Here is a 26,475-nt window from a genome sequence, read left to right on the forward strand (position 1 = left end):
TCCCTCTTACTTGATGCCGGTGACCTTGACGACCGTCAGCTGCTGACGGTGGCCCTGGCGCTTGTGGTAGCCGGTCTTGTTCTTGAACTTGTGGATGCGGATCTTCGGGCCCTTGGTGTGCTCGAGCACCTCACCGGTGACAGCGACCTTGGCCAGGGCGTCGGCACCAGTGATGACCTTCGCACCCTCGACCACGAGAGCGACCGGCAGCGACACCGAAGCGCCCTGCTCGACGTCGAGCTTCTCGATCTTGACCACGTCACCGACGGCAACCTTGTACTGCTTGCCACCAGTCTTGACGATTGCGTACGTGGCGTTATCGGCTGCCATCGTTGGTGTTCCTCTGTTCTTCGTTGCGTCTACTGCGGGGCGCGCGCCACCCGAAGGTTGCGAACGCGGGTCTTAGGTTGGAGTGGCGCGGGGCATCCCCCGGCAGCTCCATGCCGCCGGTGTCAGCCAGGCGACAACTGGTCAAGGGTACGTGACCAGTTAATCGAGGGTCAAACCGCGTGGACCCTCACGGCATCAGTCATCGACACCTCCGACCGGTGGACCGGCTGGACGGGCCGCGGCGCGGCGCCGCTGACGGACGACGGGAGCACGGGTGACGACCGATTGAGCAGGCTGATCAGCCTCTTCCTCGTCGTCATCTTCGTCGTCCTCGTCGTCGTCGTCCTCGTCGTCGTCTTCGTCGTCTTCGTCGTCGTCGTCCGAGTCCTCGTCGTCCTCGTCGAGGTCCAGATCGTCGTCTTCGTCGTCTTCGTCGTCGCTGTCCTCGAAGTCCTCGTCGAGCTCGACTTCGAGTTCGTCCTCATCCGAGTCCTCGTCGTCCTCGGCCTCGTCGGAGTCGTCCTCGTCAGCCTCGTCGGCATCCAGGTCGTCATCGGCCTGGTCCAGGTCGGTCAGCGCCTCGGCAGACTCGACGGCGTCGCCGTCGGCTGCTTCGTCGGCGATGTCCTCGGTGAGGTCCTCGTCGTCGACGTCGTCCTCGTGCTTGCCGTTCGCGGCCGCCATGGCCTTGAACATCGGGTGCTCACCCTGCGGATGCGGCGGCACCTTGACGACCTGCGGCTCTTCTTCGGGGCGCGGGGCGGCCTTCTTGGCGCGCTTGCTGCGGCGGCCACCGCCACCAGCGCCGGCACCGCCGGCCGCCTCGGCCTTGCGGCCGTTGGGCGACGCGGTGTCCACCGGGTCGACGTGCAGCATGATGCCGCGGCCGGCGCAGTGCGTACAGGTCGTCGAGAACGCCTCGATCAGCCCGGTGCCGAGCTTCTTGCGGGTCAGCTGGACCAGGCCGAGCGACGTCACCTCCGACACCTGGTGCCGGGTCCGGTCCCGTGCCAATGCCTCGGTCAGGCGGCGCAGCACCAGGTCGCGGTTGGATTCGAGCACCATGTCGATGAAGTCGATCACCACGATGCCGCCGATATCGCGCAACCGGAGTTGGCGCACCGTCTCCTCGGCCGCCTCCAGGTTGTTGCGGGTGACCGTCTGCTCCAGGTTTCCGCCCGAACCGGTGAACTTGCCGGTGTTGACGTCGATGACCGTCATGGCCTCGGTGCGGTCGATCACCAGGGTGCCGCCCGAGGGCAGCCACACCTTCCGGTCCATCGCCTTGGCCAGTTGCTCGTCGATGCGGTACACCGAGAACACGTCGGGGCCGGTAGCACCGCCCGCCGGCTCGTACTGCGACATACGTGAAAGCAGTTCCGGCGCAACGGAATTGACGTAGGTGCTGATAGTGTTCCAGGCCTCGTCGCCCGACACCACCAGCTTCGTGAAGTCCTCGTTGAACAGGTCGCGGATCACCTTGACCAGCACGTCAGGCTCTTCGTAGAGCGCCACGGCGGCACCGGCGGCCTTGGCCTTGGTCTGGGTGGCGGTCGTCTCGATCTCGGTCCAGCGTTCCTGCAACCGATTGACGTCCGAGCGGATGTCCTCTTCCTTCACGCCCTCGGACGCGGTGCGGATGATCACACCGGCGTCGGCAGGCACGACCTCCTTGAGGATTTCCTTGAGGCGCTGGCGCTCGGTGTCGGGCAGCTTGCGGCTGATCCCGGTCGAGGACGCGCCCGGCACGTACACCAGGTAGCGCCCGGCCAGCGAAATCTGCGTGGTCAGACGCGCGCCCTTGTGCCCGACCGGGTCCTTGCTGACCTGGACGACGACGTAATCGCCGGGCTTGAGCGCCTGCTCGATCTTGCGGTTGTTGCCACCGAGGCCGGCAGCCTCCCAGTTGACCTCACCGGCGTAGAGCACACCGTTACGGCCACGGCCGATGTCGACGAACGCCGCTTCCATCGACGGCAGCACGTTCTGCACGATGCCGAGGTAGATGTTGCCGACCAAGCTGGCCGATGCGGCGGACGTCACGAAATGCTCGACCACGACGCCGTCTTCCAGCACGGCGATCTGGGTGTACCGGGCACCCTCGTGCGGCGGTTCGGTGCGGATCTTGTCGCGCACCACCATCACGCGCTCGACGGCTTCGCGGCGAGCCAGGAACTCGGCCTCGCTCAGGATCGGCGGGCGGCGGCGGCCCGCGTCGCGGCCGTCGCGACGGCGCTGACGCTTGGCCTCCAGCCGGGTGGACCCGGTGATGCCCTGGATTTCGTTGTTGTCCGACTTGGCGCGCGGGGCGCGCTCGTGGACGACGGTGTTGGGCGGATCGTCCGGCGAACCAGCCTCGCCATCGGCATCGTCACCTCCGGCACCGCCCGACTTGCGGCGGCGGCGACGACGTCGACGGCGGCTGGCACCGTCGGACGCGTTCGCGTCGTCGTCACCGGAGTCGTCGTCGGCCTCGCCGTCGGTGTCCTCATCGCCTTCAGCTGAGGCGTCCTGCGCGTCGCCTTCGGCGTCCGCGTCGGTCGCGTCGTCGCTGCTCTGTTCGCCCCTGCCACGGCCACGGCCACGGCGACCACGACGACGGCGCCGGTTGGCGGGCCGCTCGCCGTCTTCATCGGTGCCGTCCTCGCCACCGTCGTCGGCACCGTCGGCCACGTCATCGGCGTTGTCGTCGTCGGCGTCGGCGTCGGCGAAGTCGTCGGGCTCGGGAGCGGGCGGCCGGAAGGTCACGGGCTGCGGGGCCACGAACAGCGGCAGGTAGTCGGCGGGCTCGGCAGTGGGCGCCGGGACCGTCTCCAGCAGCAGCCGGGACTCGGGCTCGCCGGCGTCGGATTCCACGTCGGCTGCTTCGGCCTCCGCCTCACGGGCGATTTCGACGGCTGCTTCGGCGACGTCGACGGCTTCGACGGCGACTTCGGCGGGCGCCTCATCGTTGGCTGCGACCGGCACCTCGGCGGCGGGCGCCGCGGTCTCCGTGGCGTCGCCACTGAGACCCAGCAGGTCGCGGACGCGCTCGGCCTCCGCGCGGGTCACCGTGGACGCGGGGTTGCGGGGCCTACCGTCGACGCTGGCCAGCGTCTCGGTGATCTTCTTGCTGGTGGTCCCGAGGATTCGGGCCAGCGAGAAAATCCGCAGGCGCTCCGGGAGCTCTATCGGCTCCGCTGCGCTGCTGGCGTCTTCGGATGGGGCATCAAGTCGGGCATCGTCGGCCACGTATTCTCCTCAAGCCCCCGGGCGCGTCGTGCGACGCGGCCACGCGAGGGCTTCTTGTATTGGCTCGGGGAACTTCTCCCGAGATTGTTGTGGTCTCGCACCTAGCGGCCCACAGGGGAGCCCTCGGCGCCTGGCTGAATGATGGCTGGACGGTCGGCGCCGCACCTGGATTTCTCCGGGTGGTCGCGTCGTCTAAGTCTTCATCCGGGCGTCCGCTCCTGGTATGAAGCAGGTCACCCGATGCCAGTATCCCACATCGTCGGCCAATCTCCGACGAGGTGCCGCCGGTAGCTCAGCTACCGGCGGCCCACAGTGTCAGTTAGCGGGGAACCACAGAGCGATTTCGCGGGCCGCGGACTCCGGGGAATCCGAGCCGTGCACCAGGTTGTCCTGGGTGACCAGGGCCAGGTCACCACGGATGGTGCCGGTCGCGGCCTTCTCCACCGGGTCGGTGCCGCCGGCGATCTGGCGGAATGCGGCGACGGCCCGCGGGCCCTCGACGATGGCGGCCACAACCGGGCCGGAGGTGATGAATTCCAGCAGGTCGCCGAAGAAGGGCTTGCCCTCGTGCTCGGCGTAGTGCTTGGTCGCCAGCTCCACGCTGACGGTCTTCAGCTCGAGAGCAGCGAAGGTCAGGCCCTTGCGCTCGATCCGGCTGATGATTTCGCCGATCAGGTTGCGCTGCACGCCGTCGGGCTTGATCAATACAAGGGTCTGCTCAGTCACGGCGGACAGCGTACCGGCCAGTAACCGAATCTTGCGATTCGGGCGGGCTCACTGCTGGCCGGGCAGCAGTCCCCTGTCCTGGCGGCGCTTGACCTCGGACCGCAGATACAAGATCAACAACCAGACCAGCAGGAAGATGATGCCGACGATGCCGATGGTGACGTCGATGAACGCGCCGAGGATCAGCACGAACTGGATCCCGATGTTGACCGGCAGCGCCCACGACCGGCCCTGCATCCCCGACAGCAGGCCCAGCACGATCGCCATGCCGATCAGGTAGCCGCTGCTGACCGGCGTCAGGCCGCCGTGGAACACCGACACGACCGGCAGCGCCAGCAGCACCACGATGACTTCCAGAATCAGGGTGCCGGCCATCACGCCGCGGAAGCTCTTCCAGGGATCAGGCTGACTCGATTCGCGATCCGCTCCGCTGCTCGGTGCCGTCATGCCGGATCCTTTCCGAACAGGGTGCGGGCCGCTCCGGCCGTCACGACCGAACCGGTGATCACCATGCCCGCGCCGGAGAAGCCGTCGGACGACCCGTCGTTGCCCGACTCCTCCACCAACGCCGTCGCCGCCTCGATGGCGTCGGGCAGCGTCGCCGCGGTGACGACCCGCTCCGGGCCGAAGCGCTCTTCTGCCAACGCGGCCAAGGATTCGATATCCATGGCCCGCGGCGAGCCGTTGTGGGTCACGACCAGCAGGTCGAACGCCGGCTCGAGGGCGGTCAGGATGCCGTCGACGTCCTTGTCTGCCATGACCGAGATGACGCCGACCAGGAACCGGAACTCGAACTCCGTGTCCAGCGCGTCGGCGAGGGCGGCGGCACCGGCCGGGTTATGCGCGGCGTCGATGAATACCGTTGGGGCACTGCGCATCCGCTCCAGGCGACCAGGATTGGTCACCGAGGCGAAACCGGCCCGGACGGTGTCGATGTCGAGTTGACGGTCGGCACCGGCGCCGAAGAACGCCTCCACCGCTGCCAGCGCCAGGACGGCGTTGTGCGCCTGATGCTCGCCATGCAGCGGCAGGAAGATGTCGGTGTAGACGCCACCGAGGCCCTGCAGTTCCAGCACCTGCCCGCCGACGGCGACCTGACGGCCACGGACGGTGAACTCGGAGTCCTCGCGTGCCACCGCGGCGTCGGCCGTAACCGCCTGCGCCATCAGCACTTCCATGGCCTCGGCAGGCTGGCGGGCGATCACCGCGACAGTGCTGGGGTCGGTGCCGGTGGGCACCAGGTCGGGCTCCTGGCGGGCGATGATGCCCGCCTTCTCCCCCGCGATGGCGGCGATGGTATCGCCGAGAAAATCGGTGTGGTCCAAGCCGATCGGGGTGATGACAGCGACCGGGGCGGCGACGACGTTGGTGGCATCCCACCGTCCGCCCAGCCCGGTTTCGACGACCGCGACGTCCACCGGGGCGTCGGCGAACGCGGCGAACGCCATGGCGGTGAGCACCTCGAACTTGCTCATCTTGGGGCCCGGCTCGCCCAACTCGCCGGCTTCCGACTGCCGGTCGACGATCTCGACGAACGGCTCGATCTCGGCGTAGGTGGCGACGTATTGCGCTGGGCTGATGGGCTTTCCGTCGATCGCAATGCGTTCGGTGGCGGCCTGCAGGTGCGGGCTGGTGGTCCGGCCGGTACGACGGCTGAACGCCGTCAGCAGCGCATCGATCATGCGGGTGACCGACGTCTTGCCGTTGGTCCCCGCCACGTGGATGCTCGGGTAGCCGCGCTGCGGCGAGCCGAGCATCTCCAGCAGCGCCTCGATACGCACGGTGCTCGGTTCGATCTTCGTTTCCGGCCACCGCTGGTCGAGCAGGTACTCGACCTGCAGCAGCTCGGCGATCTCGTCAGGCGTGGGCGCGATCATGCGGACGGCAGCCCGGCCAGGCGGGCGTTGATCCGGTCGACCTCTTCGGTCGCCAGCTGTTGCCGCGCCTTGATCTTGGCGACCACATCCTCCGGGGCCTTCGCCAGGAACGCCTCGTTGCCCAATTTGCCTGCGGTCTGGGCGAGTTCCTTCTGCGCGGCGGCCAGGTCCTTCTCCAGTCGGCGGCGCTCGGCGGCGACGTCGACCGTGCCCGAGGTGTCGACCTCGACCACGACGGTGCCCTTGGACAGCCGGACCTCCACTGCCGCGGAGGGGTTGAAGTCGTCAGCCGGCTCGGTCAGCCAGGCCAGGGACGTCACCGCGGCCACCTGGGCGTCCAGGTCCGCCTCGCTGATGCCCACCAGGCGGGCCGGGACCTTCTGCCGGTCGTTGAGGCCCTGGTCGCTGCGGAACCGGCGCACCTCGGTGATCAGCTTCTGCATGTCGGTGATGCGCCCGGCGGAAACCTCATCGAGCTCGACGCACGATGCCTGCGGCCACTGCGCGATGACCACCGACTCGCCACCGGTCAGCGACTTCCACAGCGCCTCGGTGACGAACGGCATCACGGGGTGCAGCAGCTTGAGCAGCACGTCGAGCACCGCCGCCAGCACGGCCTTGGTGTGCTCGGCACGCGAACCACCTTCGAACAGTTGGGCTTTCGCGAGCTCCAGGTACCAGTCACAGAACTCGTCCCAGGCGAAGTGATACAGCGCCTCGCAGGCTCGGCTGAACTCGTAGCGCTCCAGCGTGTTGTCGACCTCGACGCGGACCTCTTCGAGCCGGCCCAGAATCCAGCGGTCGGCATCGGTGAGCTCGGCAGCGTCCGGCAGCGCGGCCGGCGCGGCGCCGTTCATCATCGCGAAACGCGTTGCGTTGAACAGCTTGGTCGCGAAGTTGCGGGACGCGCGGGCGTGGTCCTCACCGATGGACAGGTCGCCGCCGGGGCTGGCCCCGCGGGCCAGGGTGAAGCGCAGCGCGTCTGCACCGAACATCTCGACCCAGTCCAGCGGGTCGATGCCGTTGCCCTTGGACTTGCTCATCTTCTGCCCGAACTGATCCCGGATCAGCCCGTGCAGGAAGACGTTCTCGAACGGCACCTTGGCGCCGCCCAGGATGGGGTCGTCGGCCACGAAGGTGCCGAACATCATCATCCGCGCCACCCAGAAGAACAGGATGTCGTAGCCGGTGACCAGAACCGTTGTCGGATAGAACTTTTCGAGTTCCGGCGTCTTCTCGGGCCAGCCCATGGTGGAGAACGGCCACAGCGCCGAGGAGAACCACGTGTCCAGCACGTCGGGGTCCTGCTCCCAGCCCGCCGGCGGCTCTTCGTCGGGGCCGACGCAGACGGTTTCGCCGTCCGGTCCGTGCCAGATCGGGATGCGGTGTCCCCACCACAGCTGGCGGGAGATGCACCAGTCGTGCATGTCGTCGACCCACGCGAACCAGCGCGGTTCCAGGCTGGTCGGGTGAATCACGGTGTCGCCGTTGCGGACTGCGTCACCGGCGGCCTTGGCCAGCGATTCCACCTTGACCCACCACTGCATGGACAGCCGCGGCTCGATGGCCTCGCCGCTGCGCTCGGAGTGCCCGACGCTGTGCAGGTACGGCCGCTTCTCGGCGACGATCCGGCCCTCGGCGGCCAGCTTCTCGCGCACCTTGACCCGGGCTTCGAAACGGTCGATGCCGTCGAATTCGGTTCCGGTACCGGCGATGGCGCCTTTGGTGTCCATGATGGTCGGCATCGCCAGGTTGTGCCGCAGGCCGATCTCGAAGTCGTTCGGATCGTGTGCGGGCGTGACTTTGACTGCGCCGGTGCCGAATTCGGGGTCGACGTGCTCGTCGGCCACGATGATGATGTCGCGATCCAGGAAGGGGTGCGGCAGTGTGCTGCCGACCAGCGCACGGTAGCGCTCGTCGTCGGGATGCACGGCGATGGCGGTGTCACCGAGCATCGTCTCGAGTCGCGTGGTGGCCACCACGATGTGGGGCTCGGCGTCGTCCATCGAGCCGTACCGGAACGAGACCAGCTCGCCCTCGACGTCGTCGTACTTGACCTCGAGGTCGGAGATCGCGGTCTCCAGGACCGGCGACCAGTTGACCAGACGCTCGGCCCGGTAGATCAGTCCGGCGTCGAACAGCCGCTTGAAGATGGTGCGGACGGCGCGCGACAGGCCCTCGTCCATGGTGAAGCGGTCCCGGCTCCAGTCGACGCCGTCGCCGAGGCGGCGCATCTGGCCGCCGATGGTGCCGCCGGACTCGCGCTTCCACTCCCAGACCTTCTCCACGAAGCCCTCGCGGCCGAAGTCTTCCTTGGTTTGGCCGCCCGCGGCGAGCTGCTTCTCGACCAGGGTCTGCGTCGCGATGCCGGCGTGATCCATGCCCGGCAGCCACAGCACCTCGAAGCCCTGCATCCGCTTACGCCGGGTCAACGCATCCATCAGCGTGTGGTCGAGTGCGTGACCCATGTGCAGGCTGCCCGTGACGTTGGGCGGCGGCAGCACGATCGAGTACGGCGGCTTGTCGCTGGTCGGGTCGGCGGTGAAATACCCGGCGTCGACCCAGCCCTGATACATGTCAGCTTCTACCGCGCTCGGATCCCACGATTTGGGCAGGTCATCGGCCGCAGTCACGGTCGCGGGATCAGGTGTATCGCTGGCAGTCACCGGCCAATTCTAGGTAAGCCCGGTGAGCAGACGTAAAAGTGCCCAGAAAGTGGACCATCTGGGCACTTTTATGTCTGTCCTTCGGGAAGGCTGCGCCCTACTTGCGGCCACCCAACAGTCCGCCGAGGATTTCGCCGAGCGGGTTGTTCCCGGCCTTGCCGGAACCGCCGCCCAACGCCCCGCCCAGCACGTTGCCGAGGATGTCACCCAGCGGGTTGTTGTTGCCGCCGCCCGAGCCGCCGCCGCTGAGGGCGCCGCCGAGGATGTTGCCCAGCACATCACCGAGCCCGCCACCGCCCTGCGCTTGCGGCTGAGCCTGCGGCTGGGCTTGGCCTCCGCCGCCCGCGAGCTGCTTGCCGATGTAGGCGAGCACGATGGGCGCCAGGATCGGCAGCAGCTTCTGGATCAATCCGCTGTTGCCCGCTCCGCCGCCGGCCAGCGCCGACGCCACCTGATCGGTGCTGTTGCCGCCGAAGATTCGCGAGATGGCCTCGGCGCCGCCGTCCTGGTCGACCTGGTCGACGCTGACGCCGCCGTCGAGCAGGCCGCTGGCAGCCTGGCTGGTCGCGTCGCTCTCGATGGTGGCGGCGTGATCGGGGTCCTGCGCGTTGTGCTGCAGGCTGCCCACCAGCAGCGGCACGAGCTGCTGGACGGCGCTGTTCACCTCGCCTTCATCAGCACCCAGCTGACTCGCAATCTGTTGCGTCGGAATCTGATTGAGCAGATCGTCAAGACCGGCCATGGCAAAGTCCCCCTTCGTCACCGAGATGTGTGATGTGCGTCGCTGCCGACACTAGCCCGCTCCGGCCGGCCGCACAGGACTTCGACGCCCGGTGCGCGAATCAGCGTCCCAGTGCTTCGGTTTCAAAGGTGACGCCGGCGGCCGGCAGCCGGGTCAGGAGCGCGTCGCCCATCGCCGCGGCCGGGGTGAGGACGCCGCGCAAGTCCGACAGCCGGTCACGGTCGAGGGCCAGCGCCAGCCCGCTCTCCCCCAGCAGCACCGCGGTGGCCTTGTAGCCCGGGTCGCCCTGCTGCGCCATGACGGAGCGGTACCGGGCGCCGCTGGTGGTGCGGGTGTAGGTCTCGACGCGGTAGTAGCCGTTGTCCCGGGCCTGTTCGCTGGGCCCGGTGCCGGGCTTCGGGACCACACGGTCGACCAGGCCGCGGGGCAGCTTGTTGAAGAAGCGGCTGCCCAGGCCCATGACCGCCGCGTTGGCCGCGGTGCCCAGCGCCGAGGCCACGGGGGCGATCGGCGACGAACCCAGGCTCATGTTCTCCGAGTAGCGGAACCGGCGGCCGTAATCCCAGTCCAACAGCGCGTTGGTGCGCCGCACGATGCGCGTGTTCGCGACAGCCATGACGAAAGCACCGGTCCAGGTCCCGGCGAGTTCCGGGGCGATGTCCCTGCCGCGGCGCCACGGGGTGTCGGATTGATGGCCGAGATCGGGCTCGGCGCCGCGATCGGTGGTCAGTGTGTACGGGTCCATCATGGTCCGACGCAGGTCCGCGTCGTCGGACGTCATGGTAAACAGCTCGAGCATCGACGCGACGGTGCCGCCCGACACTCCGCCGGAGAATCCGCGGAGCACGTAGTCGGTGTCGGTGAGCTCGCCGGCACCGTCTGCCTGGGCGGCCTTGTACAGCGCGTATACGGTGAGATCCGAAGGGATGGAATCGAATCCGCAGGAGTGCACGATGCGGGCCCCCGTGTCGGCGGCCTGCTTGTGGTACAGGTCGATGCTCTCCCGGATGAACAGGCTCTCGCCGGTCAGGTCGGCGTAGTCGGTGCCGGCCGCGGCGCACGCCGCCACCAGTGGCAGGCCGTACTTGAGGTACGGCCCGACGGTCGTGACGACCACCTGGGTCCGGGCCGCCATCGCATCCAGGCTCTGCTGCGATGAAGCGTCGGCCTGGATCAGTCCCCAGTCCTTGCCCGCCGCGCCCAGGGAGTCCCGGACCACGGCGAGCTTGTCCATGGTGCGGCCGGCCAGCGCGATCCGCGCCGACCCGGCGTGCTGGGCCAGATACTGGGCGGTCAGTTTCCCGACGAAGCCGGTGGCGCCATAGAGGACGATGTCGAATTCGCGCTGCGGTGCGGTCATGGTTGCCAACCTATCCGAGCATTTCGGGCAGGTCGATGTGTTCCTTCAGGACGTACTCGGACAGGAACGCCGTCACCACCTGGTACCAGATCTTGGCGTGCTGCGGCGCGGCGATCCAGTGCCCTTCGGACGGGTAGTAGAGGTAGCGGTGCGCCGTGCCGCCGGTGTCGTCGGCGGGCAGTCCTGACCGGGTCAGCAGGTCGTTCCACAACCGCAGGCCTTCACCGATGGGGACGCGATAGTCCTTGTCGCCGTGGATCACCAGCATCGGGGTCGTGATGCGCTCGACGTGGCGGTGCGGCGAATTGTGTTCGGCCATCTCCGGTGTCATCTCGCGGGCCCACCAGTAGGCGCCGTCGGTCGTCGGCCCGAATTGATCGAGCGCCCACAGGCTGGCATGGGTGACGATGGCGGCGAACCGGTCGGTGTGCCCGGCGATCCAGTTGGCCATGTAACCGCCGAACGAGCCGCCCATCGCCGCGATCCGGCCGGCGTCGACACGCGGCTGCTCGCAGGCGGCGTCGACAGCTGCCATCAGGTCGGTGAACGGCGCGAAACCCCAAGCACCCCAGCCACGTTGGATGAAGTCCTGACCGTATCCGGTGGACAGCGCCGGGTCAGGCATCAGCACCGCGTAACCGAGCGCAGTGAGCACCCAAGGATTCCACCGCCAGTGCCAGCTGTTCCAGCTGCCCAGCGGTCCGCCGTGCACCCACAGCAGCAGCGGCGCAGGAGTGTCGCCGGCCGGGAGCGTAAGCCAGGACCGGATGGGCGTACCGTCATCCGTGGTTGCCGTCACCTCGACCAATTCACCTGGCAATTCGGGGAATTCGACGCAGGGCAGCACGGTCACGGATCCATCGGCGGCGACCCGGACAGGATGGGGCGGCGTCAGGTAACTGCTGCGGAGGGCGTACAGCGCACCATCTGCGACGGGCCGCACGTCGCTGTAGGCGAAGTCGTCGTGGGTCAGCCGGCTCACGTCGCCCGTGCCGGGCCGGACGCAGAAGATCGGTGCGCGGCCGTCGTCGTCCGCGGTCACCAGCAGTGTGGATCCGTCGTGCGACCACGTCACCGACGTCGGCCAGCGGTCCCAGTGCGCGGTGAGCTCCACTCGCTCGCCACCGGAGACCTGGGTGCACAAGGTGATCCGCGGCGCTTGATCCGGCGTCGAGTGCGTCTCCCGGATGAACGCGACCGTGCTGCCGTCGGGCGAGATCGCCGGGCTGCCCAGATCGGCGACCGGGTCGTCGGCGATCACGGTGCGCTCCCCCGTACCGATGTCGATGCGGACCAGAACGCTGCGCAACGCGGCCCCCGGCGCGGGTAACTCCCACGACGCGACGGCGAAGCTCCCGTCCGCGGTGATATCGACGGTGGCCTCGTTCAGCGCCATGCCAGGCTGCGGGGTGATGTCTTGGGCCGCACCGGATTCCACGCGGAGCAGGTGCGCATGATCCGGCCCCAGATCATGGTCCCAGTGCCGCACCGGGTAGCCGGTGTGCAGGATCGCCGACACCTTGTTGTCCTTGCGGAGGGTGCGTAGTCGCTTGTCATCCTCGGGAGTACCGGCCGACGGGAGCATCGGCGCCGTCACCACCACGACGTCAGCCGAACGGGCCGCGTGCACTCCACTGACGCCGCCGGCCAACTCGAGAATCCGTTGTGCTTCACCGCCGTTCGCCGGCAATCGCCACAGCGCCGCCGGTGGCTCCTCGTCGGAGTCGGTGGGTCGCGCCGCGACGAACAGCAGATCTCCGGCCGCGGTGAAGGTCGGCTGGGATTCCCCCTTGGCTCCGTAGGTCAGCCGGCGCGCCGCATGCTCGCCGTCCGGGTCGAGTTCCCAAGCCGCGGTGACATATTCGGTGCCCTTGTTGTTCAGTTCGCTGACCATCGTGACGACGCGGCGGCCGTCGGGCGAGACTGCGAGCCCGGACACCCGGGGCAGAGAGAGGTAGGCGTCGAGATCGGCAAAAGGAGTTCCGGCCATACTCCGTTGGTATCACACGCCCCACGTCGAACTCGCGCAGCTAGTTTCCGGCGGTCACCGATTCCGCTGTACAGACGTGGTCTCGACGCTTACCCGCCGACCGGTTGAGCTGGTGGGCTGCAACTCGCGGATGGGTAGCCCACCGTCGTCCACCAGGACGGAGCGCTCCTCGGCCGGGGCGAATGCGTGCCGCTCACCCCACTGACGCAACGCAACGACGACGGTGAACAGGTCCAATCCGGTGGGCGTGAGCTCGTAGATGTGCCGCCTGCCCGTCGGAGCCGGTTTTCGTTCCAGGATTCCGCGCTCGACGAGTCGCCGGAGCCGGTCGGTGAGGATGTTGCGCGCGATTCCCGTCACCTGCTGGAAATCCCCGAAGGACCGGGCACCATCCATGGCATCGCGAACGATCAGCAGGCTCCAGCGGTCACCGACCAGATCGAGCGTGCGCGCGACGGGACACGTGGGGTCGGTCCACTCAACCTCGGACTGGGTCATCACACCTCCACATTAGTTGCTAATTGAAACCAATGTGACGTAGCGTCGAATCAGTTGCAAATTGCTACCGATTGGACTTCATGTGACGCCTCGAAGCACCCGCCTGCTGCTCGCGACCATCTGCGGGGTGTCCGTCGCGACCATCTACTCGGCCCAGCCCATGCTCACTCAGATCGGCAGTGACCTTGGCGTATCGAGCGGCAGCCTCGGCTGGATCGTCACGGCAGGGCAGCTCGGCTACCTCGCGGGATTGGGCCTACTGGTACCCCTGGGTGACGTACGCGACCGGCGCACGCTCATCGTCGGACACCTGCTACTCACCGCGGTTGGTGTCGTGATCGCCGGAACCGCGACGCACGCGTGGACCATGCTTGCCGGCGTAGCGATAGCCGGTCTGTTCTCGGTCGTCGTACAGACGACGGTCGCCTATGCAGCGGCATTGTCGGCGCCACAGGAGCGCGGACGCACCCTGGGCGTCGTGACCGCCGGCGTCGTCATCGGCATTCTCGGCGCTCGGACCGTCGCCGGCGCTCTCGCCACAGCTTGGGGCTGGCGCAGCGCCTACGCCACACTCGCCGCACTGCTTGTCGTGCTCGCGGCGCTGGTCCTGACGCTCCTTCCGCCCGACCCACGCGCTGACCGCCCGGGCTATCGGCAGGCGCTGAGCGCGTCGCGCATGTTGTTCGGCGACCGGCTTTTCGTCTCACGTGGCCTGATCGCGTTCTTCTTGTTCGCGTCGTTCGGCACCCTCTGGAGCGGCCTCGCCCTCCCGCTCACAGCGTCACCGTGGCATCTCAGCGCCGCTCAGATCGGCCTGTTCGGGATCGCAGGGCTGGCCGGCGCGCTGGGCGCCGGCCGCGCCGGCCGCTGGGCAGATGCCGGTTTCGCCAACGCGGTCACCGGGGCAGCCCTCGCGCTCCTGGCCGCGTCATGGCTGGCGATCGCCCAGACATCGTGGGGACTGTGGCTGCTCGTCGTCGGCGTGATCATTCTCGATTTCGCCGTCCAGGCTGTGCATGTCAGCAATCAGCACCTACTCACCGCCATCCACCCGAACCACGCCAGCAGTGTCCTCGGCGGCTACATGCTCTTCTATTCTCTCGGCTCAGCCCTCGGCGCGGTCGGCACCACAGCCCTGTACTCGGCCGCCGGATGGATCGGGTCCAGCATTCTCGGTGCCGTCTTCGCGATCGGTGCGCTCGCGGTATGGACGGCCACGAGGCCAGTTTCATCATGTGACGGATCACACCGGTCGGCCCCCAAGGCATCCCAGACAACGACAAAGGGTGTCGGACCGTATGGTCCGACACCCTTTGTTGTCTCGTGCGAGCGTTTGTGGCGCTCGTGAGGGGGTATTAGCCCCGACGACCGCAGACCGGCCACGCACCGATGCCTTGGGTGCGCACCACATTCTCGGCAACCCGAATCTGCTCGTCCTTGCTGGCGGTGTGGGGCATGCCCGTGCCACCGTTGGCACGCCAGGTGCCCAGGTTGAACTGCAACCCGCCGTAGTAACCGTTGCCGGTGTTGATGGCCCAGTTGCCACCAGACTCACAGGCTGCAACGGCGTCCCAATTGCGGCCGCCGTCCGCATTCGCGGTACCGGCACCGATGACCATGGGGGCAACTGCAACTGCCCCAGCAACGGCAACCAGTCCAAGCGTTGTGCGGATGTTCTTCACTTCGTTCCTCTCGCCGAGCGCGCGCCAAACATCGCCCGCGCATAGGCGGTGCGAACTACTGCCTGCCGGGCAGGCGTTAGGGGGGCTGAGTCGTGTCGTCTCGGTCAGACACGACAGCGGGGGCGGTTTGATCGGTCCGGGCTCAATGCCGGCGGACGCCACGGGCAACAGGCCATCTGCTCTGGTCCCACCGCGATCCCGCTCACACGCAGGTTCATGGTTTTTCAGTTATTTGCTCTCTTGGAGCAGTACGAGGACCGTAGCAAGAACTGACCCTGCGATGTCGAATCCATCCCAGCCAGATAACAGGCAGATCACGGCCCAACCTGAGAGGAACATAAGCAGGTCATGTGACATATAAAGGCCCGCTAACAAATCACAGTTCGGCAACATTCCGTGATAGAGGTCACCATGAAATTGTGGCCTGGCACACACAATTCAATTCACATTAGTCACAGTTGTCGCAGGTCAGCGGCATAATCATGCGGCGTCGACAGTAAACCTCCGGCGTGTCGCCCGGTGGAATCTCCGCCCTTTCAGGCCCCCGTTCGCTACCGACGGGTGCGTCAAACTGCCATTGACTGGGCAGGATCGGGCAATACGGCCGCCAATCAGGACTTTTCACATTGACGCCGCAGCCCGTTCAGGACCTGTTAACCGGCCGCCACTCGCCCAAGTCACCCAAATCCATTGTCCTGCAACAGGTTCAGAATTAGTCGAACAATTGGGGTGATAATTTGCCGGAATTGCGGCACTTAATTTGCATGTTATTTGCGCATCGCCGAAATAACATCAATTCCAATTCGCGACACAGAAGGAAATTCAAGAATGAGCAACCCGGTTACGGGCATTTGCTGAGACGCTCAGGCGAAATCGTCGGGGCTGTTGACGTTCACCAGCGCCCGCTGCCGATCCATCACCACCCGCTGGGTGTCGGCGGTGTCGACCAGTGCCCGCATGCTGCGTCGTCCGCGGGCTACCAACTCCTCCGCCCGAGTCGCCAGCGCGGTGCGGTAGATGCCTGCCAGATAGTGGTCCCGGCCATCCCAGGGCAGCACCACGTCGGCGTCGACCCGCGCCGCGTGCTCGGCAAGCTCGTCGATCAGATCAACGGTCAAGTAGGGCATGTCCACGGCGGACACGAACGCGCGCGGAAATCCGGCGTCGGCCGCGGCACGCAACCCGCGCGCGGTGGCCAACAACGGCCCGACGCCGGGTGTCGCGTCCCGCAGCACCTGGGCATCCAGGTCCGGCAGCGCCTGGCCACGAGCTGCGATCACGAACACCTGCGCACACCGCGCTCGTAAGGTGTCCACCGCCTGTTCGACGAACGTGATCTCCCCCGCCGGCCCGTCGAACCGAACGGTGGCCTTGTCCCGCCCCATACGACGAGACGCCCCGCCGGCCAATACAACTGCGGCCAGCGGGGCGTCCTCGGTCAAAATCGGACTACTCGCGCGACTAATCCACGGTCCAGGTGTCCTTGCCACGCAGCAAGGATTGCAGAGCGGCGGTGTCGTGCGCCTTGGAATCCATCGCCGTCTTCAGCTGCAGACGCGCTTCGTCGTCGTAGGTGGGCCGGTTCACCTGACGGAAGATACCCATCACGGTGTGTTCCAGGTTCTGCTCCGACAGGCGCGACAGCGCGAAGGCGTAGGCCGGGTCGTCGAGGTTGGCGTTGTGCACCACGATGTCCGACGGGTCCACATCAGCGGTCTTGCCGATCTCCAGCCCGTAACCGGACTTGGTGACACAGAACTCGCCCTGGGCACCGAAGACGATCGGCTGGCCGTGCACCAGGTTGATCAGCCGGTCCTCGGCGCCTTCCTTGCGCAGCGGGTCGAACGAGCCGTCGTTGAAGATCGGGCAGTCCTGCAGGATCTCGACGATGGCGGCGCCACGATGGGCAGCCGCGCCCTTCAGCACCTCGGTCAGGCCCTTGCGGTCGGAGTCGAGCGCCCGGCCGACGAACGTGGCCTCGGCACCCAGCGCCAGCGACACCGGGTTGAATGGCTGGTCCAGCGAGCCCATCGGGGTCGACTTGGTGACCTTGCCGACCTCGGAGGTCGGCGAGTACTGACCCTTGGTCAGACCGTAGATCCGGTTGTTGAACAGCAGGATCGTGATGTTGATGTTGCGGCGCAGCGCGTGGATCAGGTGGTTACCACCGATCGACAGCGAGTCACCGTCGCCCGTGACGACCCACACCGACAGGTCCGGACGCGCCAGCGCCAGGCCGGTCGCGATGGTCGGGGCACGACCGTGGATCGAGTGGAAACCGTAGGTCTCCAGGTAGTACGGGAACCGGCTGGAGCAGCCGATGCCGCTGATGAACGCGATGTTCTCGCGGCGCAGGCCCAGTTCCGGCAGAAAGTTGCGGATGGTGTTGAGGATGACGTAATCGCCACAGCCCGGGCACCAGCGCACTTCTTGGTCGCTGGTGAAGTCCTTGCCCTTTTGCGGCTGGTCCGTAGTCGGAACCAGGGCATTCTTGCTGAGGGCTTCGGTCAGGCCCAGATCAGCACCGATCAGATCCGTCATGCGTTTGCTCCCACACCGGTCTCCACGGTGGCGGCCGCCAACCGTGCGAACTTGGCCTTGTCAGTTTCCTTTTCGCGCAGCGATCCGTCCAGTGCCGCGCCGATGATGCCTTCGACTTCGTCGGCCAGGAACGCCATGCCCTCGACCTTGGTCACCGACTGCACGTCGACCAGGAACTTGCCCCGCAGCAGCAGGGCCAGCTGGCCGAGGTTCATCTCGGGCACGACGACCTTGTCGTACTTGCGCAGAACCTCTTCCAGGTTTGCCGGGAACGGGTTGAGGTGACGCAGCTGGGCGTGGGCCACCTTGATGCCGTTGCGTCGGGCGCGGCGGCACGCCTCGCCGATGGGGCCGTACGAGCTGCCCCAGCCGAGCATCAGTAATTCAGCCTCGCCGCTCGGGTCGTCGACCTCGATGTCGGGCACCTTGATGCCGTCGATCTTGAGCTGGCGCAACCGGACCATGAGGTCGTGGTTCTTGGGCTCGTAGGAGATGTTGCCGGAGCCGTTGGCCGCTTCCAGACCACCGATCCGGTGCTCGAGGCCCGGCGTACCCGGGATGGCGAACTGGCGGCCCAGGGTCTCGGGGTCACGCGCGTACGGCTGGAACGGCTCGTCCGGCTTGGCGAACGTGTGCTCGATGGCCGGGTAGCTGGCGATGTCCGGGATGCGCCACGGCTCGGAGCCGTTGGCGATCGCGCCGTCCGACAGGATGATCACCGGGGTGTGGTAGCCGATGGCGATCCGCACCGCCTCCACCGCGATGTCGAAGCAGTCCGACGGGGAGCACGGGGCCAGCACCGCGACCGGCGATTCACCGTTGCGGCCGTAGAGCGCCTGCAGCAGGTCGGCCTGCTCGGTCTTGGTGGGCAGACCGGTCGACGGGCCACCGCGCTGCACGTCGATGACGATGAGCGGCAGCTCGGTCATCACCGCGAGGCCGATGGCCTCGGACTTCAGCGAGACGCCGGGACCCGAGGTGCTGGTGACGCCGAGCGCGCCACCGTACGAGGCGCCGATCGCCGAGCCGATGCCCGCGATCTCGTCCTCGGCCTGGAAGGTCATGACGTTGAAGTGCTTGTACTTGGACAGCTCGTGCAGGATGTCGCTGGCCGGGGTGATCGGGTAGGTGCCGAGCACCACCTGAACGTCGGCCAGCTGGCCGGCGGCGACGATGCCGTACGCGGTGGCGGTGTTACCGGAAATCTGGCGGTACTCGCCGGACTTGAGCTTGGCCGGGGCCACCTCGTAGGTGGTACCGAACGCCTCGGTGGTCTCGCCGTAGTTCCAGCCGGCCTTGAGCGCCAGGACGTTGGCCTCGGCGATCTCGGGCTTGCGGGCGAACTTCTCGCGGATGAAGGCCTCGCTGTGCTCCAGCTCGCGGCCGTACATCCAGGACAGCAGGCCGAGCCCGAACATGTTCTTGGCGCGCTGACCGTCCTTCTTGGTCGCGCCGATGGCCTCGACGGCGGCCAGGGTCAGCGTGGTCATCGCGACCGGGATGACGACGAACTCGGACAGTTCATCGTTCTCGAGCGGGTTCTCGTCGTACCCGACCTTGGCCAGGTTGCGCTTGGTGAACTCGTCGGAGTTGGCGATGATCATGCCGCCGCGCGGCAGGTCGGCAACGTTGGCCTTGAGTGCGGCCGGGTTCATCGCGACCAGCACGTCGGGGCGGTCACCGGCGGTGAGGATGTCGTAGTCCGCGATCTGGATCTGGAACGACGACACACCGGGCAGGGTGCCCTGTGGTGCGCGGATCTCGGCGGGGTAATTCGGCTGCGTCGCAAGGTCATTGCCGAAGAGCGCGGCTTCCGAAGTGAACCGGTCACCGGTCAGCTGCATACCGTCACCGGAGTCACCGGCGAAGCGGATGACGACCTTCTCGAGCTTCTGGCGCGAGGCTGCGCCGCTCCCGGCGCCGGTGCCGTTGTCGCCGTCGTTAAGACCCACGACGCCTGCCTTTCACATTCTGTTTCGGCAGCCCGTCGCACTGTGTCGTAGACGCCGCGGAACGGTGCTCACGATCGCCAGCCCGGCGCCGCCAAAATTTTGATGTCACTGCTAGTACCGATTATTGCACTTCTCTTAGGGTGCACTCGCCAGGACGCGCCATTGAAGGCCGGGTGACGACCACATGAATACGCACGTCAAACGGATTGCAGGCGCTTGACACCTGTCAAAATGTGGCTTTCATCACGTCCACTCGACGGAATTCCTAAGAACGCGGTTACCGATCGGTAGCCGTCTGCGCTAGCGCTCGGCCGCGTCGGAAATGCCCGGCGGCACAAGAGATTAGGCGTCAGTCCGGTTGGCCGTCTGGACGGGTGTCCAGACGGCGGCCATGCCACCGGAGGCGCAGCAGCATCAGCTGCCGGTGTGCCTGGAACCCCAACGTCAGCGGGTCGGCCCAGGCGCGGCGACCCGGCGTACCACGACCGGTATCGGTATCCATACGGCCATTGTCCAGAAGCTGGGCAACCGCGCACGTCCGGCGACGGGGCGGCGACATGTCGGTCTGGTGAAGATTTGCACAATCAGGACGGTGCGGCGGCCGCCAGCTTGCTGAACTGTTGCACCAGTTCGGAAAGCTCGGAACGCGACGACACTCCTGCCTTGGCGCTGGCCTGATAGATGTGGCCTTCCACGGTGCGGACCGACAATGAGGTCGCCTCGGCAATGGCCCTGTTCGACATGCCGCGCGACAGGAGCCTGGTGATCTCGTGTTCCCGGCGCGTGAACGGCAGCGGAACCCGGGCTGCGGCCAGAGCGGGGCTGACCGCGCCACCGCATTCCTCGGCGAGCAGGCATGCGCGTGCGCTGGCGGTGAGTGCGCTGCCCCGACGGCCTGCCAGCCGGTGCGACGCCGCTGCCTGCGCCGCGGCATCGGCGGCCGCCAAGGCGTCGCCCATCCGCTCGAACTCGACCGAAACCGCATCCAGGTCAGCGCCGTCGTCGTTGGCAAGGGCGCGCGCATAGCGGGTCACCAGCGGCGCCCGCGGTCCCTGGACCACCGCGGCCAACTCCGCCAACCGGTCGCCGGCACTGACGTCGCCGAACTGGAGTGCCGCCTGCAGACACAGCACTTCGCGCGCCGGCTGCCCATGCGCGCGGGCGAATTCCGCTGCGCGCAAAGCACTCTCGCGCGCCTCGGCGACGCGGCCCTGGACGGCGGACACCCACGCAACGGCCAACAGGTAACCAGATTCGACATACTCGTACGCGGGGTGGCGACTGCCTTGGGTGGCTTTCAGAGCGGCGACGGCGCCGTCGATGTCGCCGGACCGGGCCAACAATTCGGTCTGCAGAATCCTGAATCGATAGAACAGGCCCGAGACTTCACCGTAGCCACCGAAACTCTCGCCGGCCGCCTGCAAATGCCCCCGCGCGACCGTCAGATCGCCTTTTGCCAGCGCGGTCATGCCCAACGCGGCGACGGCCATCCAATGCGACGCACCGGGCAGGCCCGCGCACCGTCGGTAACCGCTCTCGGCGACCGCCGCCGCCTCGTCCAGGAAGCCTGCGGCGAGCAGTACGAACGCGTGGAATTCGGCCAGGCCCGTGGCGTGGAACGAATCCATGGGCGATTCGTCGAGTACCCGCTCGCCTGCCGCGGCCCGGCGCACCGCCTCGTCCACATGTCCGAGATCGCCGAGTGCGATCGTCTCCGCCGCGTAGCCGACCACGCGGCCGTAGTTGTCCAGGTGCCCATAGTCCACCGCCGACATCGCGTCGAGTGCCTCGGCGTGTCGAGCCGCCATGGCCAGCCAGACCGCCTGGAACGTTCGTAACGCGTGGTTGCGTTCCTCGTCACCGAGGCTCACCGCGTCGTCGAGGACTTCGCGGGCACGCCGCGGATCACGTAGCGGTAGAAGCAGATTGGCTGCGCGAATGATGATGCCGTCGAGAAAGCCCGGCACCGCGAGCTCCCGTTCATCGAGGCCGTCGAGGATCGTCTCGACCCCCTCACCGTCCTCCTGCAAGTACAGGATGTGCGCCAGCTGAAGTTTGTTGGCCGGGCTCGGTTCGGCCTCGACGGCCCCCCGCGCCAGCCGTTCGGCCAGACCGACGTCGAGCCGCAACGCCGAGATGCTCGCCGCCCGGGCGAAGACGGCCGGGTCGGGCGGGAGATCGGACTCGAGCCAGAGCAGACCCAACCGAAGCGGATCGCAGGACTTCGTCTGCGCCATCACGGTCGCGGCCCGGCCGCGCAGTCGGCGCAGCCGCAATGGACCACACTGACTGAGTCGACTCTCGGCGTACAGCGGATGCCCGACATACACGATGTCGCCCGCCGCGGCAGCGGTGATCAAACCTCGATGTTCGGCATCCTCGATCGATTCCTGGTCGGCGAGTACCGCCAGCACCGAGCGGTCCATGGGCTCGGCGATCGCAACAAGATCGACGACTTCACGCACGCCGTCGGGCACGCGGCCGATCTGCATGTCGACGAGTTGGATCAGCGACGGCGACAAGGATGATTTACCCGCCCAAACCCATCGGCCGTCGGCCTGGCTGAGCGCACCTGACGTGTGCTCGTGTTCGATCAGATGTCGCAGGAACAGCACGTTGCCGCGACTCAGATTCCACATATGCTCGGCACAACCCGCGTCCACGGGCAAACCCAAGACGCTGCGCAAGAGGTCGACGCATTCGTCGCGCGACAGCGGCTGTAGCTCCAGCCGGCGCAGATGACCGTCTTTCCACAACGCGGTCACCGCGTCGGGCTCGGGTTCGCCGGTGCGAATGGTGGCAACGACGGCGGCGGCCTCCTGTACCACCAGTTGATGGACGATGAGCGCCGAAAGGTCATCGAGCAGATGGGCGTCGTCGACGAACAGCAAAAGCCTCCGACTGTCCGCACCGGCCGTCAAGCCGGCGAACACCTTGCGTGCCAACGTAAGTGACGAGACGTCGGTATCGTCGACCCAGCGCGCAAAGGCGCCCAGGGTAACCCCCCGTCCCGTCACAGTCCCCGCGATGCGATGGACGGCCCAGCCGCTCTGCGCGGCCGACTCGGCAGCAGCGCGGGCCAGACGGGTTTTTCCGACGCCGGCGGGGCCGGCGATGACGATGCCGGCGTGCTCGTCGTCGACGAGCGCCTTCTCGACCACGAGCAGCTCTTCGGCGCGACCCGTCAGCGGCCACCGCTGCACCATGGCGCCGATGCTATCGGCTCCCTCGATCCTCTGGCGAAGGTTTGCCCAGTACAGCCTCCAGCTTCAGCCGCGCCACATCGAGCAGGATGGGCAGACTCTCGGCGTCGATGTTCAGCCGGCGGCAAATGACGTCATCGGCGAACCCGGCGTCGCGCAACCGCAGTGCCAGCGCGTGTGCTTCGGGAAGCCGTCGCAATGCCGCCGCATAGTCCTCGGAGGTCGCCACCGCGGGAACTGATCTAACCGGCTGCGCCGTCGCTGCCCCCCGGCGAACCGCCGGTGCCGCCGGCCCCGCCGGGAGTGCCGCCGTTGCCTCCCGTCCCGCCGGTGCGGCCGTTGCCGCCGTCGCCACCTTTACCGCCAGTTCCGCCCAATGATGAAACCGAGCCGCCGCCGTTGCCGCCGGACCCTCCGGTACCGCTCAAGCTGTTTCCACCACGTCCGCCATCGCCACCCAGGAGGGAAGTGGGTTGGCCGGAGCGGGCGTTGCCGCCGTCGCCGCCCCGCCCGCCGGCACGGTCGGACGCCGCGTTGCCGCCCCGCCCGCCGGCACCCGCGGTGACTGCGCCGCCGCTAGAGGCTGCATCGCCACCCGCACCGCCGGCACCGGCGCTACCGAGGCGGGAATTTCCGCCGGCACCGCCCGCTCCGGCGATGGTCTGGCTGCCGGTCTCGGCGTTGCCGCCGCGCCCGCCGCCGCCGGCGTCTCCGGTCAGCACGCCGCCGTCGCCGCCCTTGCCGCCGGCACCGCCATGAACAATGGCGCCGTGCCCACCGGCACCCCCGGCGCCCCCGGCGCCGCCGGCACCGTTCAGGCCGGCGCTACCACCGTCGCCGCCGGCACCACCGGTCGGGTCGACATCGGAAAACACGGATGTCGCCGCCCCTCCGGCACCGCCGCTACCCGCATCACCGGACAGGAACCCGCCGCGCCCACCGATACCGCCGGCACCCCCTTCGGCTTGGCCGATGAGATGGGCGGCGCCACCATTTCCGGCATCCCCGCCGCTGCCGGCCAGAAGCCCACCGTTACCACCCTTGCCACCCTTGCCACCCTTGCCGGGCCGATAATCGCTACCGGTGTCGTCCACTTCCGAAGCCGCGCCGTTTCCTCCCGCTCCGCCCATGCCGAACAGACCCGCATGGCCGCCGTCGCCCCCGTCCTGCCCGACCAGTTGGCCACCGTCCACAACGACCACGACGGCATCGCCGCCGCGGCCGCCATTGCCGAAGAAGAAGCCGCCGTTGCCGCCCTTCTGCCCCGGCCCGCCGTCGGCACCATTGCCCCAGAGCAGGCCGCCGTTCTCACCCGGCTCGTCACCGTTGCTGATGAACACCGCCACCACCGCCGCCAGGAAAACAGCAGCAGACGTGTTGGGACCGACCACCACCAACGGCTGCGACAACGACGCCGGCGACCCCGTGGCAGCCAACGTGTTGCGCGCCAACACCGACGACACCTGATTCGCACCCGTACGCGCCGGCAACATCAGCACCGATGGCTCGAAGCGCACGGACGGCGGGGGGCTGCCGGTGCCAGGCGCCCACCCGGATTCAGCCACGTTCCCCGAACCAAAGGCGTGCGGGCCGTCCCATGACCGCCCCGCCCCGCCCGTGCCCAAGACCGCCTCGTAGAGGCTGTTCGGAGTCGGGGCGACGACCGCTGCCCATCGCACAGGCACCGCCGAATCCGGCTGCACAGTGACAGGCGCAGGCTCGCTGACAGGCAGGCTCACCGCAGCCACCGCGCCACCAGCCACTGTCACGGCGGTGATCACCGCCGACCCCGACTGCAACAGTGACCTCAACCGGCGGGTCCTGCCGGCGTACGGACCAGCATCACGGCTTTCCATCACAACCCCGATTCGAAAGAACACCACAGCGATACCGACACACTCGGCCACCTCACAGCGCCGCCGCCCCGTACGGCACTACGTGGATTTGTCGCGCGCTCGGCGCTGCACTACTTGGTTCAGCCTGCCTCAGTTTTGCGCATGGGGGCCGGGCCCACCTGTGCCACCCTCTCCGCCCGCGCCCCCGGCGCCACCCGCGCCCGGAGCCGAGCCAGCGCTACCGGAGGTACCGACGTTGCCCTTGTCCCTGTAAGAGATCTGGCCGGAGGTACCGCCGGTGCCACCGGTACCGCCGGTGCCACCGATGCCGGTGCGGCCTGCAGTGCCGGAGGTGGCGGTCTTGCCGGATTTGCCAAAGATGCTGCCCTTGCCACTTGTACCGCTGGCGCCGCCGGCGCCGCCGGCGCCCCCGTCTCCGCCCTTGCCGCCTTGACCGCCCTTGCCGCCGACGCCGCCTTGTTCTGCCTGACCGGGCAAGTAGCCTCCGGTATTGGCGTTCGCGTCGCCGCCCTTGCCGCCCTTGCCGCCGTTGCCGCCATCCGCGCCGTTCCCGCCGTCACCGCCATTGGCACCGGCACCGGCGTTTCCGCCGTTTCCAGACAGGAGGCCGCCGTTTCCGCCGCTGCCGCCCTTGCCGCCGGCTGTGCCCGCATGGCCTGATGCGCCGTCCCCGCCGGCACCGCCGGCACCACCGACCCCGCCATGGGCCGTGGCGGACAAACCGCCGGTGTCGCCCTTGCCGCCAATGCCACCCGTTCCGCCGGCGCTGCCCTGGCCTCCGACCCCGCCCGCACCACCGTCGCCACCAGTGGCGACGGCAGACGGCGCAGCAGGTATGTAGGCGTCGCCGCCATGGCCGCCGGTGCCGCCCGTACCGCCGTCCGCCGGTGATCCGTCCGTTTGGCCGCCGCCGGCGAGCGGTGTGCCGGGCAACCCGTTCGCACCCGCTGCGGCTCCGGTTCCGTCGTTGACACCGTTGGGGCCGTTGGTGCCTGCGGCGCCGTTTCCGCCGTGGCCGCCGTTACCGATCAGCAGACCGCCGTTTCCGCCGCTGCCGCCGTCCTTCCCGGCCGTCACGGCGTTGGTTCCGTTGCCTCCGTTGCCGATCAGCAGGCCGCCGTTTCCGCCGCTGCCGCCGTCGGCGCCGCCGTGACCGCCGTTGCCGAAGAAGAAGCCGCCGTTGCCGCCCTTCTGCCCCGGCCCGCCGTCGGCACCATTGCCCCAGAGCAGGCCGCCGTTCTCACCCGGCTCGTCACCGTTGCTGATGAACACCGCCACCACCGCCGCCAGGAAAACAGCAGCAGACGTGTTGGGACCGACCACCACCAACGGCTGCGACAACGACGCCGGCGACCCCGTGGCAGCCAACGTGTTGCGCGCCAACACCGACGACACCTGATTCGCACCCGTACGCGCCGGCAACATCAGCACCGATGGCTCGAAGCGCACGGACGGCGGGGGGCTGCCGGTGCCAGGCGCCCACCCGGATTCAGCCACGTTCCCCGAACCAAAGGCGTGCGGGCCGTCCCATGACCGCCCCGCCCCGCCCGTGCCCAAGACCGCCTCGTAGAGGCTGTTCGGAGTCGGGGCGACGACCGCTGCCCATCGCACAGGCACCGCCGAATCCGGCTGCACAGTGACAGGCGCAGGCTCGCTGACAGGCAGGCTCACCGCAGCCACCGCGCCACCAGCCACTGTCACGGCGGTGATCACCGCCGACCCCGACTGCAACAGTGACCTCAACCGGCGGGTCCTGCCGGCGTACGGACCAGCATCACGGCTTTCCATCACAACCCCGATTCGAAAGAACACCACAGCGAT

19 protein-coding genes and 1 pseudogene are annotated in these 26,475 nt (G+C 67.8%); 1 reads left to right on the plus strand and 19 read right to left on the minus strand.

Annotation, left to right across the window (positions count from 1 at the left end; genetic code table 11):
* Positions 1–6 precede the first annotated feature (6 nt).
* From rplU to ACNO8X_RS23110, 10 genes are all read right to left on the minus strand, one after another.
* Entirely contained in the window at positions 7–330 is a 324-nt protein-coding gene (gene rplU, locus ACNO8X_RS23065; protein ID WP_418002873.1) for a 50S ribosomal protein L21, read from the minus strand.
* Between the two features lie 195 nt (positions 331–525).
* Positions 526–3,561 (minus strand): Rne/Rng family ribonuclease, encoded by a 3,036-nt coding sequence (locus ACNO8X_RS23070; RefSeq protein WP_418002874.1) that lies wholly within the window; start codon positions 3,559–3,561, stop codon positions 526–528.
* A 315-nt stretch (positions 3,562–3,876) separates the two neighbouring features.
* Positions 3,877–4,287 (minus strand): nucleoside-diphosphate kinase, encoded by a 411-nt coding sequence (gene ndk / locus ACNO8X_RS23075; RefSeq protein ID WP_418002875.1) that lies wholly within the window; start codon positions 4,285–4,287, stop codon positions 3,877–3,879.
* A 48-nt stretch (positions 4,288–4,335) separates the two neighbouring features.
* Positions 4,336–4,734: a DUF4233 domain-containing protein gene (locus tag ACNO8X_RS23080; RefSeq protein WP_418002876.1), complete on the minus strand. Its 399-nt coding sequence runs from the start codon at positions 4,732–4,734 to the stop codon at positions 4,336–4,338.
* On the minus strand, positions 4,731–6,164 hold the full coding sequence (gene folC / locus ACNO8X_RS23085) for a bifunctional tetrahydrofolate synthase/dihydrofolate synthase (RefSeq protein WP_418002877.1): 1,434 nt from the start codon (positions 6,162–6,164) through the stop codon (positions 4,731–4,733). Before folC ends, ACNO8X_RS23080 begins: the two co-directional genes overlap by 4 nt.
* A complete protein-coding gene (locus ACNO8X_RS23090; protein WP_418002878.1) occupies positions 6,161–8,830 on the minus strand; it encodes a valine--tRNA ligase in 2,670 nt (889 codons plus the stop codon). Before ACNO8X_RS23090 ends, folC begins: the two co-directional genes overlap by 4 nt.
* A 97-nt stretch (positions 8,831–8,927) precedes the next feature.
* On the minus strand, positions 8,928–9,572 hold the full coding sequence (locus ACNO8X_RS23095; RefSeq protein ID WP_043987650.1) for a DUF937 domain-containing protein: 645 nt from the start codon (positions 9,570–9,572) through the stop codon (positions 8,928–8,930).
* Between the two features lie 100 nt (positions 9,573–9,672).
* Positions 9,673–10,932 (minus strand): saccharopine dehydrogenase family protein, encoded by a 1,260-nt coding sequence (locus ACNO8X_RS23100; RefSeq protein WP_418002879.1) that lies wholly within the window; start codon positions 10,930–10,932, stop codon positions 9,673–9,675.
* Positions 10,933–10,942: 10 nt separating this feature from the next.
* Positions 10,943–12,922: a prolyl oligopeptidase family serine peptidase gene (locus ACNO8X_RS23105; RefSeq protein WP_418002880.1), complete on the minus strand. Its 1,980-nt coding sequence runs from the start codon at positions 12,920–12,922 to the stop codon at positions 10,943–10,945.
* 54 nt (positions 12,923–12,976) lie between these two features.
* Positions 12,977–13,420: a winged helix-turn-helix transcriptional regulator gene (locus ACNO8X_RS23110; protein ID WP_418002881.1), complete on the minus strand. Its 444-nt coding sequence runs from the start codon at positions 13,418–13,420 to the stop codon at positions 12,977–12,979.
* An 82-nt stretch (positions 13,421–13,502) separates the two neighbouring features.
* Between ACNO8X_RS23110 and ACNO8X_RS23115 the strand changes: the two genes are divergently transcribed.
* Positions 13,503–14,768, plus strand: a complete 1,266-nt coding sequence (locus ACNO8X_RS23115) for an MFS transporter (protein ID WP_418002882.1) — start codon at positions 13,503–13,505, stop codon at positions 14,766–14,768.
* Between the two features lie 7 nt (positions 14,769–14,775).
* On the opposite strand, the pseudogene ACNO8X_RS23120 reads toward ACNO8X_RS23115, so the two are convergent.
* The 9 genes and pseudogenes from ACNO8X_RS23120 to ACNO8X_RS23160 all read right to left on the minus strand — a co-directional run.
* Positions 14,776–14,997: pseudogene (locus tag ACNO8X_RS23120) on the minus strand (transglycosylase family protein); the annotation flags it as partial.
* A gap of 968 nt (positions 14,998–15,965) precedes the next feature.
* Positions 15,966–16,544, minus strand: a complete 579-nt coding sequence (gene mobA, locus ACNO8X_RS23125; RefSeq protein WP_418002883.1) for a molybdenum cofactor guanylyltransferase — start codon at positions 16,542–16,544, stop codon at positions 15,966–15,968.
* A gap of 19 nt (positions 16,545–16,563) precedes the next feature.
* Positions 16,564–17,643: a 2-oxoacid:ferredoxin oxidoreductase subunit beta gene (locus ACNO8X_RS23130; RefSeq protein WP_418002884.1), complete on the minus strand. Its 1,080-nt coding sequence runs from the start codon at positions 17,641–17,643 to the stop codon at positions 16,564–16,566.
* Complete coding sequence (locus tag ACNO8X_RS23135; protein ID WP_418002885.1) at positions 17,640–19,595, minus strand: 2-oxoacid:acceptor oxidoreductase subunit alpha; 1,956 nt, start codon at positions 19,593–19,595, stop codon at positions 17,640–17,642. The genes ACNO8X_RS23130 and ACNO8X_RS23135 overlap by 4 nt, the downstream gene beginning before the upstream one ends.
* Positions 19,596–19,944: 349 nt before the next feature.
* Positions 19,945–20,097: a hypothetical protein gene (locus ACNO8X_RS23140; protein ID WP_418002886.1), complete on the minus strand. Its 153-nt coding sequence runs from the start codon at positions 20,095–20,097 to the stop codon at positions 19,945–19,947.
* Between the two features lie 82 nt (positions 20,098–20,179).
* A complete protein-coding gene (locus ACNO8X_RS23145) occupies positions 20,180–22,801 on the minus strand; it encodes a LuxR C-terminal-related transcriptional regulator (RefSeq protein WP_418002887.1) in 2,622 nt (873 codons plus the stop codon).
* Between the two features lie 10 nt (positions 22,802–22,811).
* Positions 22,812–23,027: a hypothetical protein gene (locus ACNO8X_RS23150; protein ID WP_418002888.1), complete on the minus strand. Its 216-nt coding sequence runs from the start codon at positions 23,025–23,027 to the stop codon at positions 22,812–22,814.
* A gap of 13 nt (positions 23,028–23,040) precedes the next feature.
* The gene (locus ACNO8X_RS23155; protein WP_418002889.1) at positions 23,041–24,363 is read right to left on the minus strand and encodes a hypothetical protein; all 1,323 of its coding nucleotides are present in this window, start codon (positions 24,361–24,363) and stop codon (positions 23,041–23,043) included.
* Positions 24,364–24,783: 420 nt separating this feature from the next.
* Positions 24,784–26,151: a hypothetical protein gene (locus tag ACNO8X_RS23160; RefSeq protein ID WP_418002890.1), complete on the minus strand. Its 1,368-nt coding sequence runs from the start codon at positions 26,149–26,151 to the stop codon at positions 24,784–24,786.
* Positions 26,152–26,475 lie beyond the last annotated feature (324 nt).

Source organism: Mycobacterium sp. PDNC021 (genome assembly GCF_048282635.1).
Classification (GTDB): domain Bacteria; phylum Actinomycetota; class Actinomycetes; order Mycobacteriales; family Mycobacteriaceae; genus Mycobacterium; species Mycobacterium llatzerense.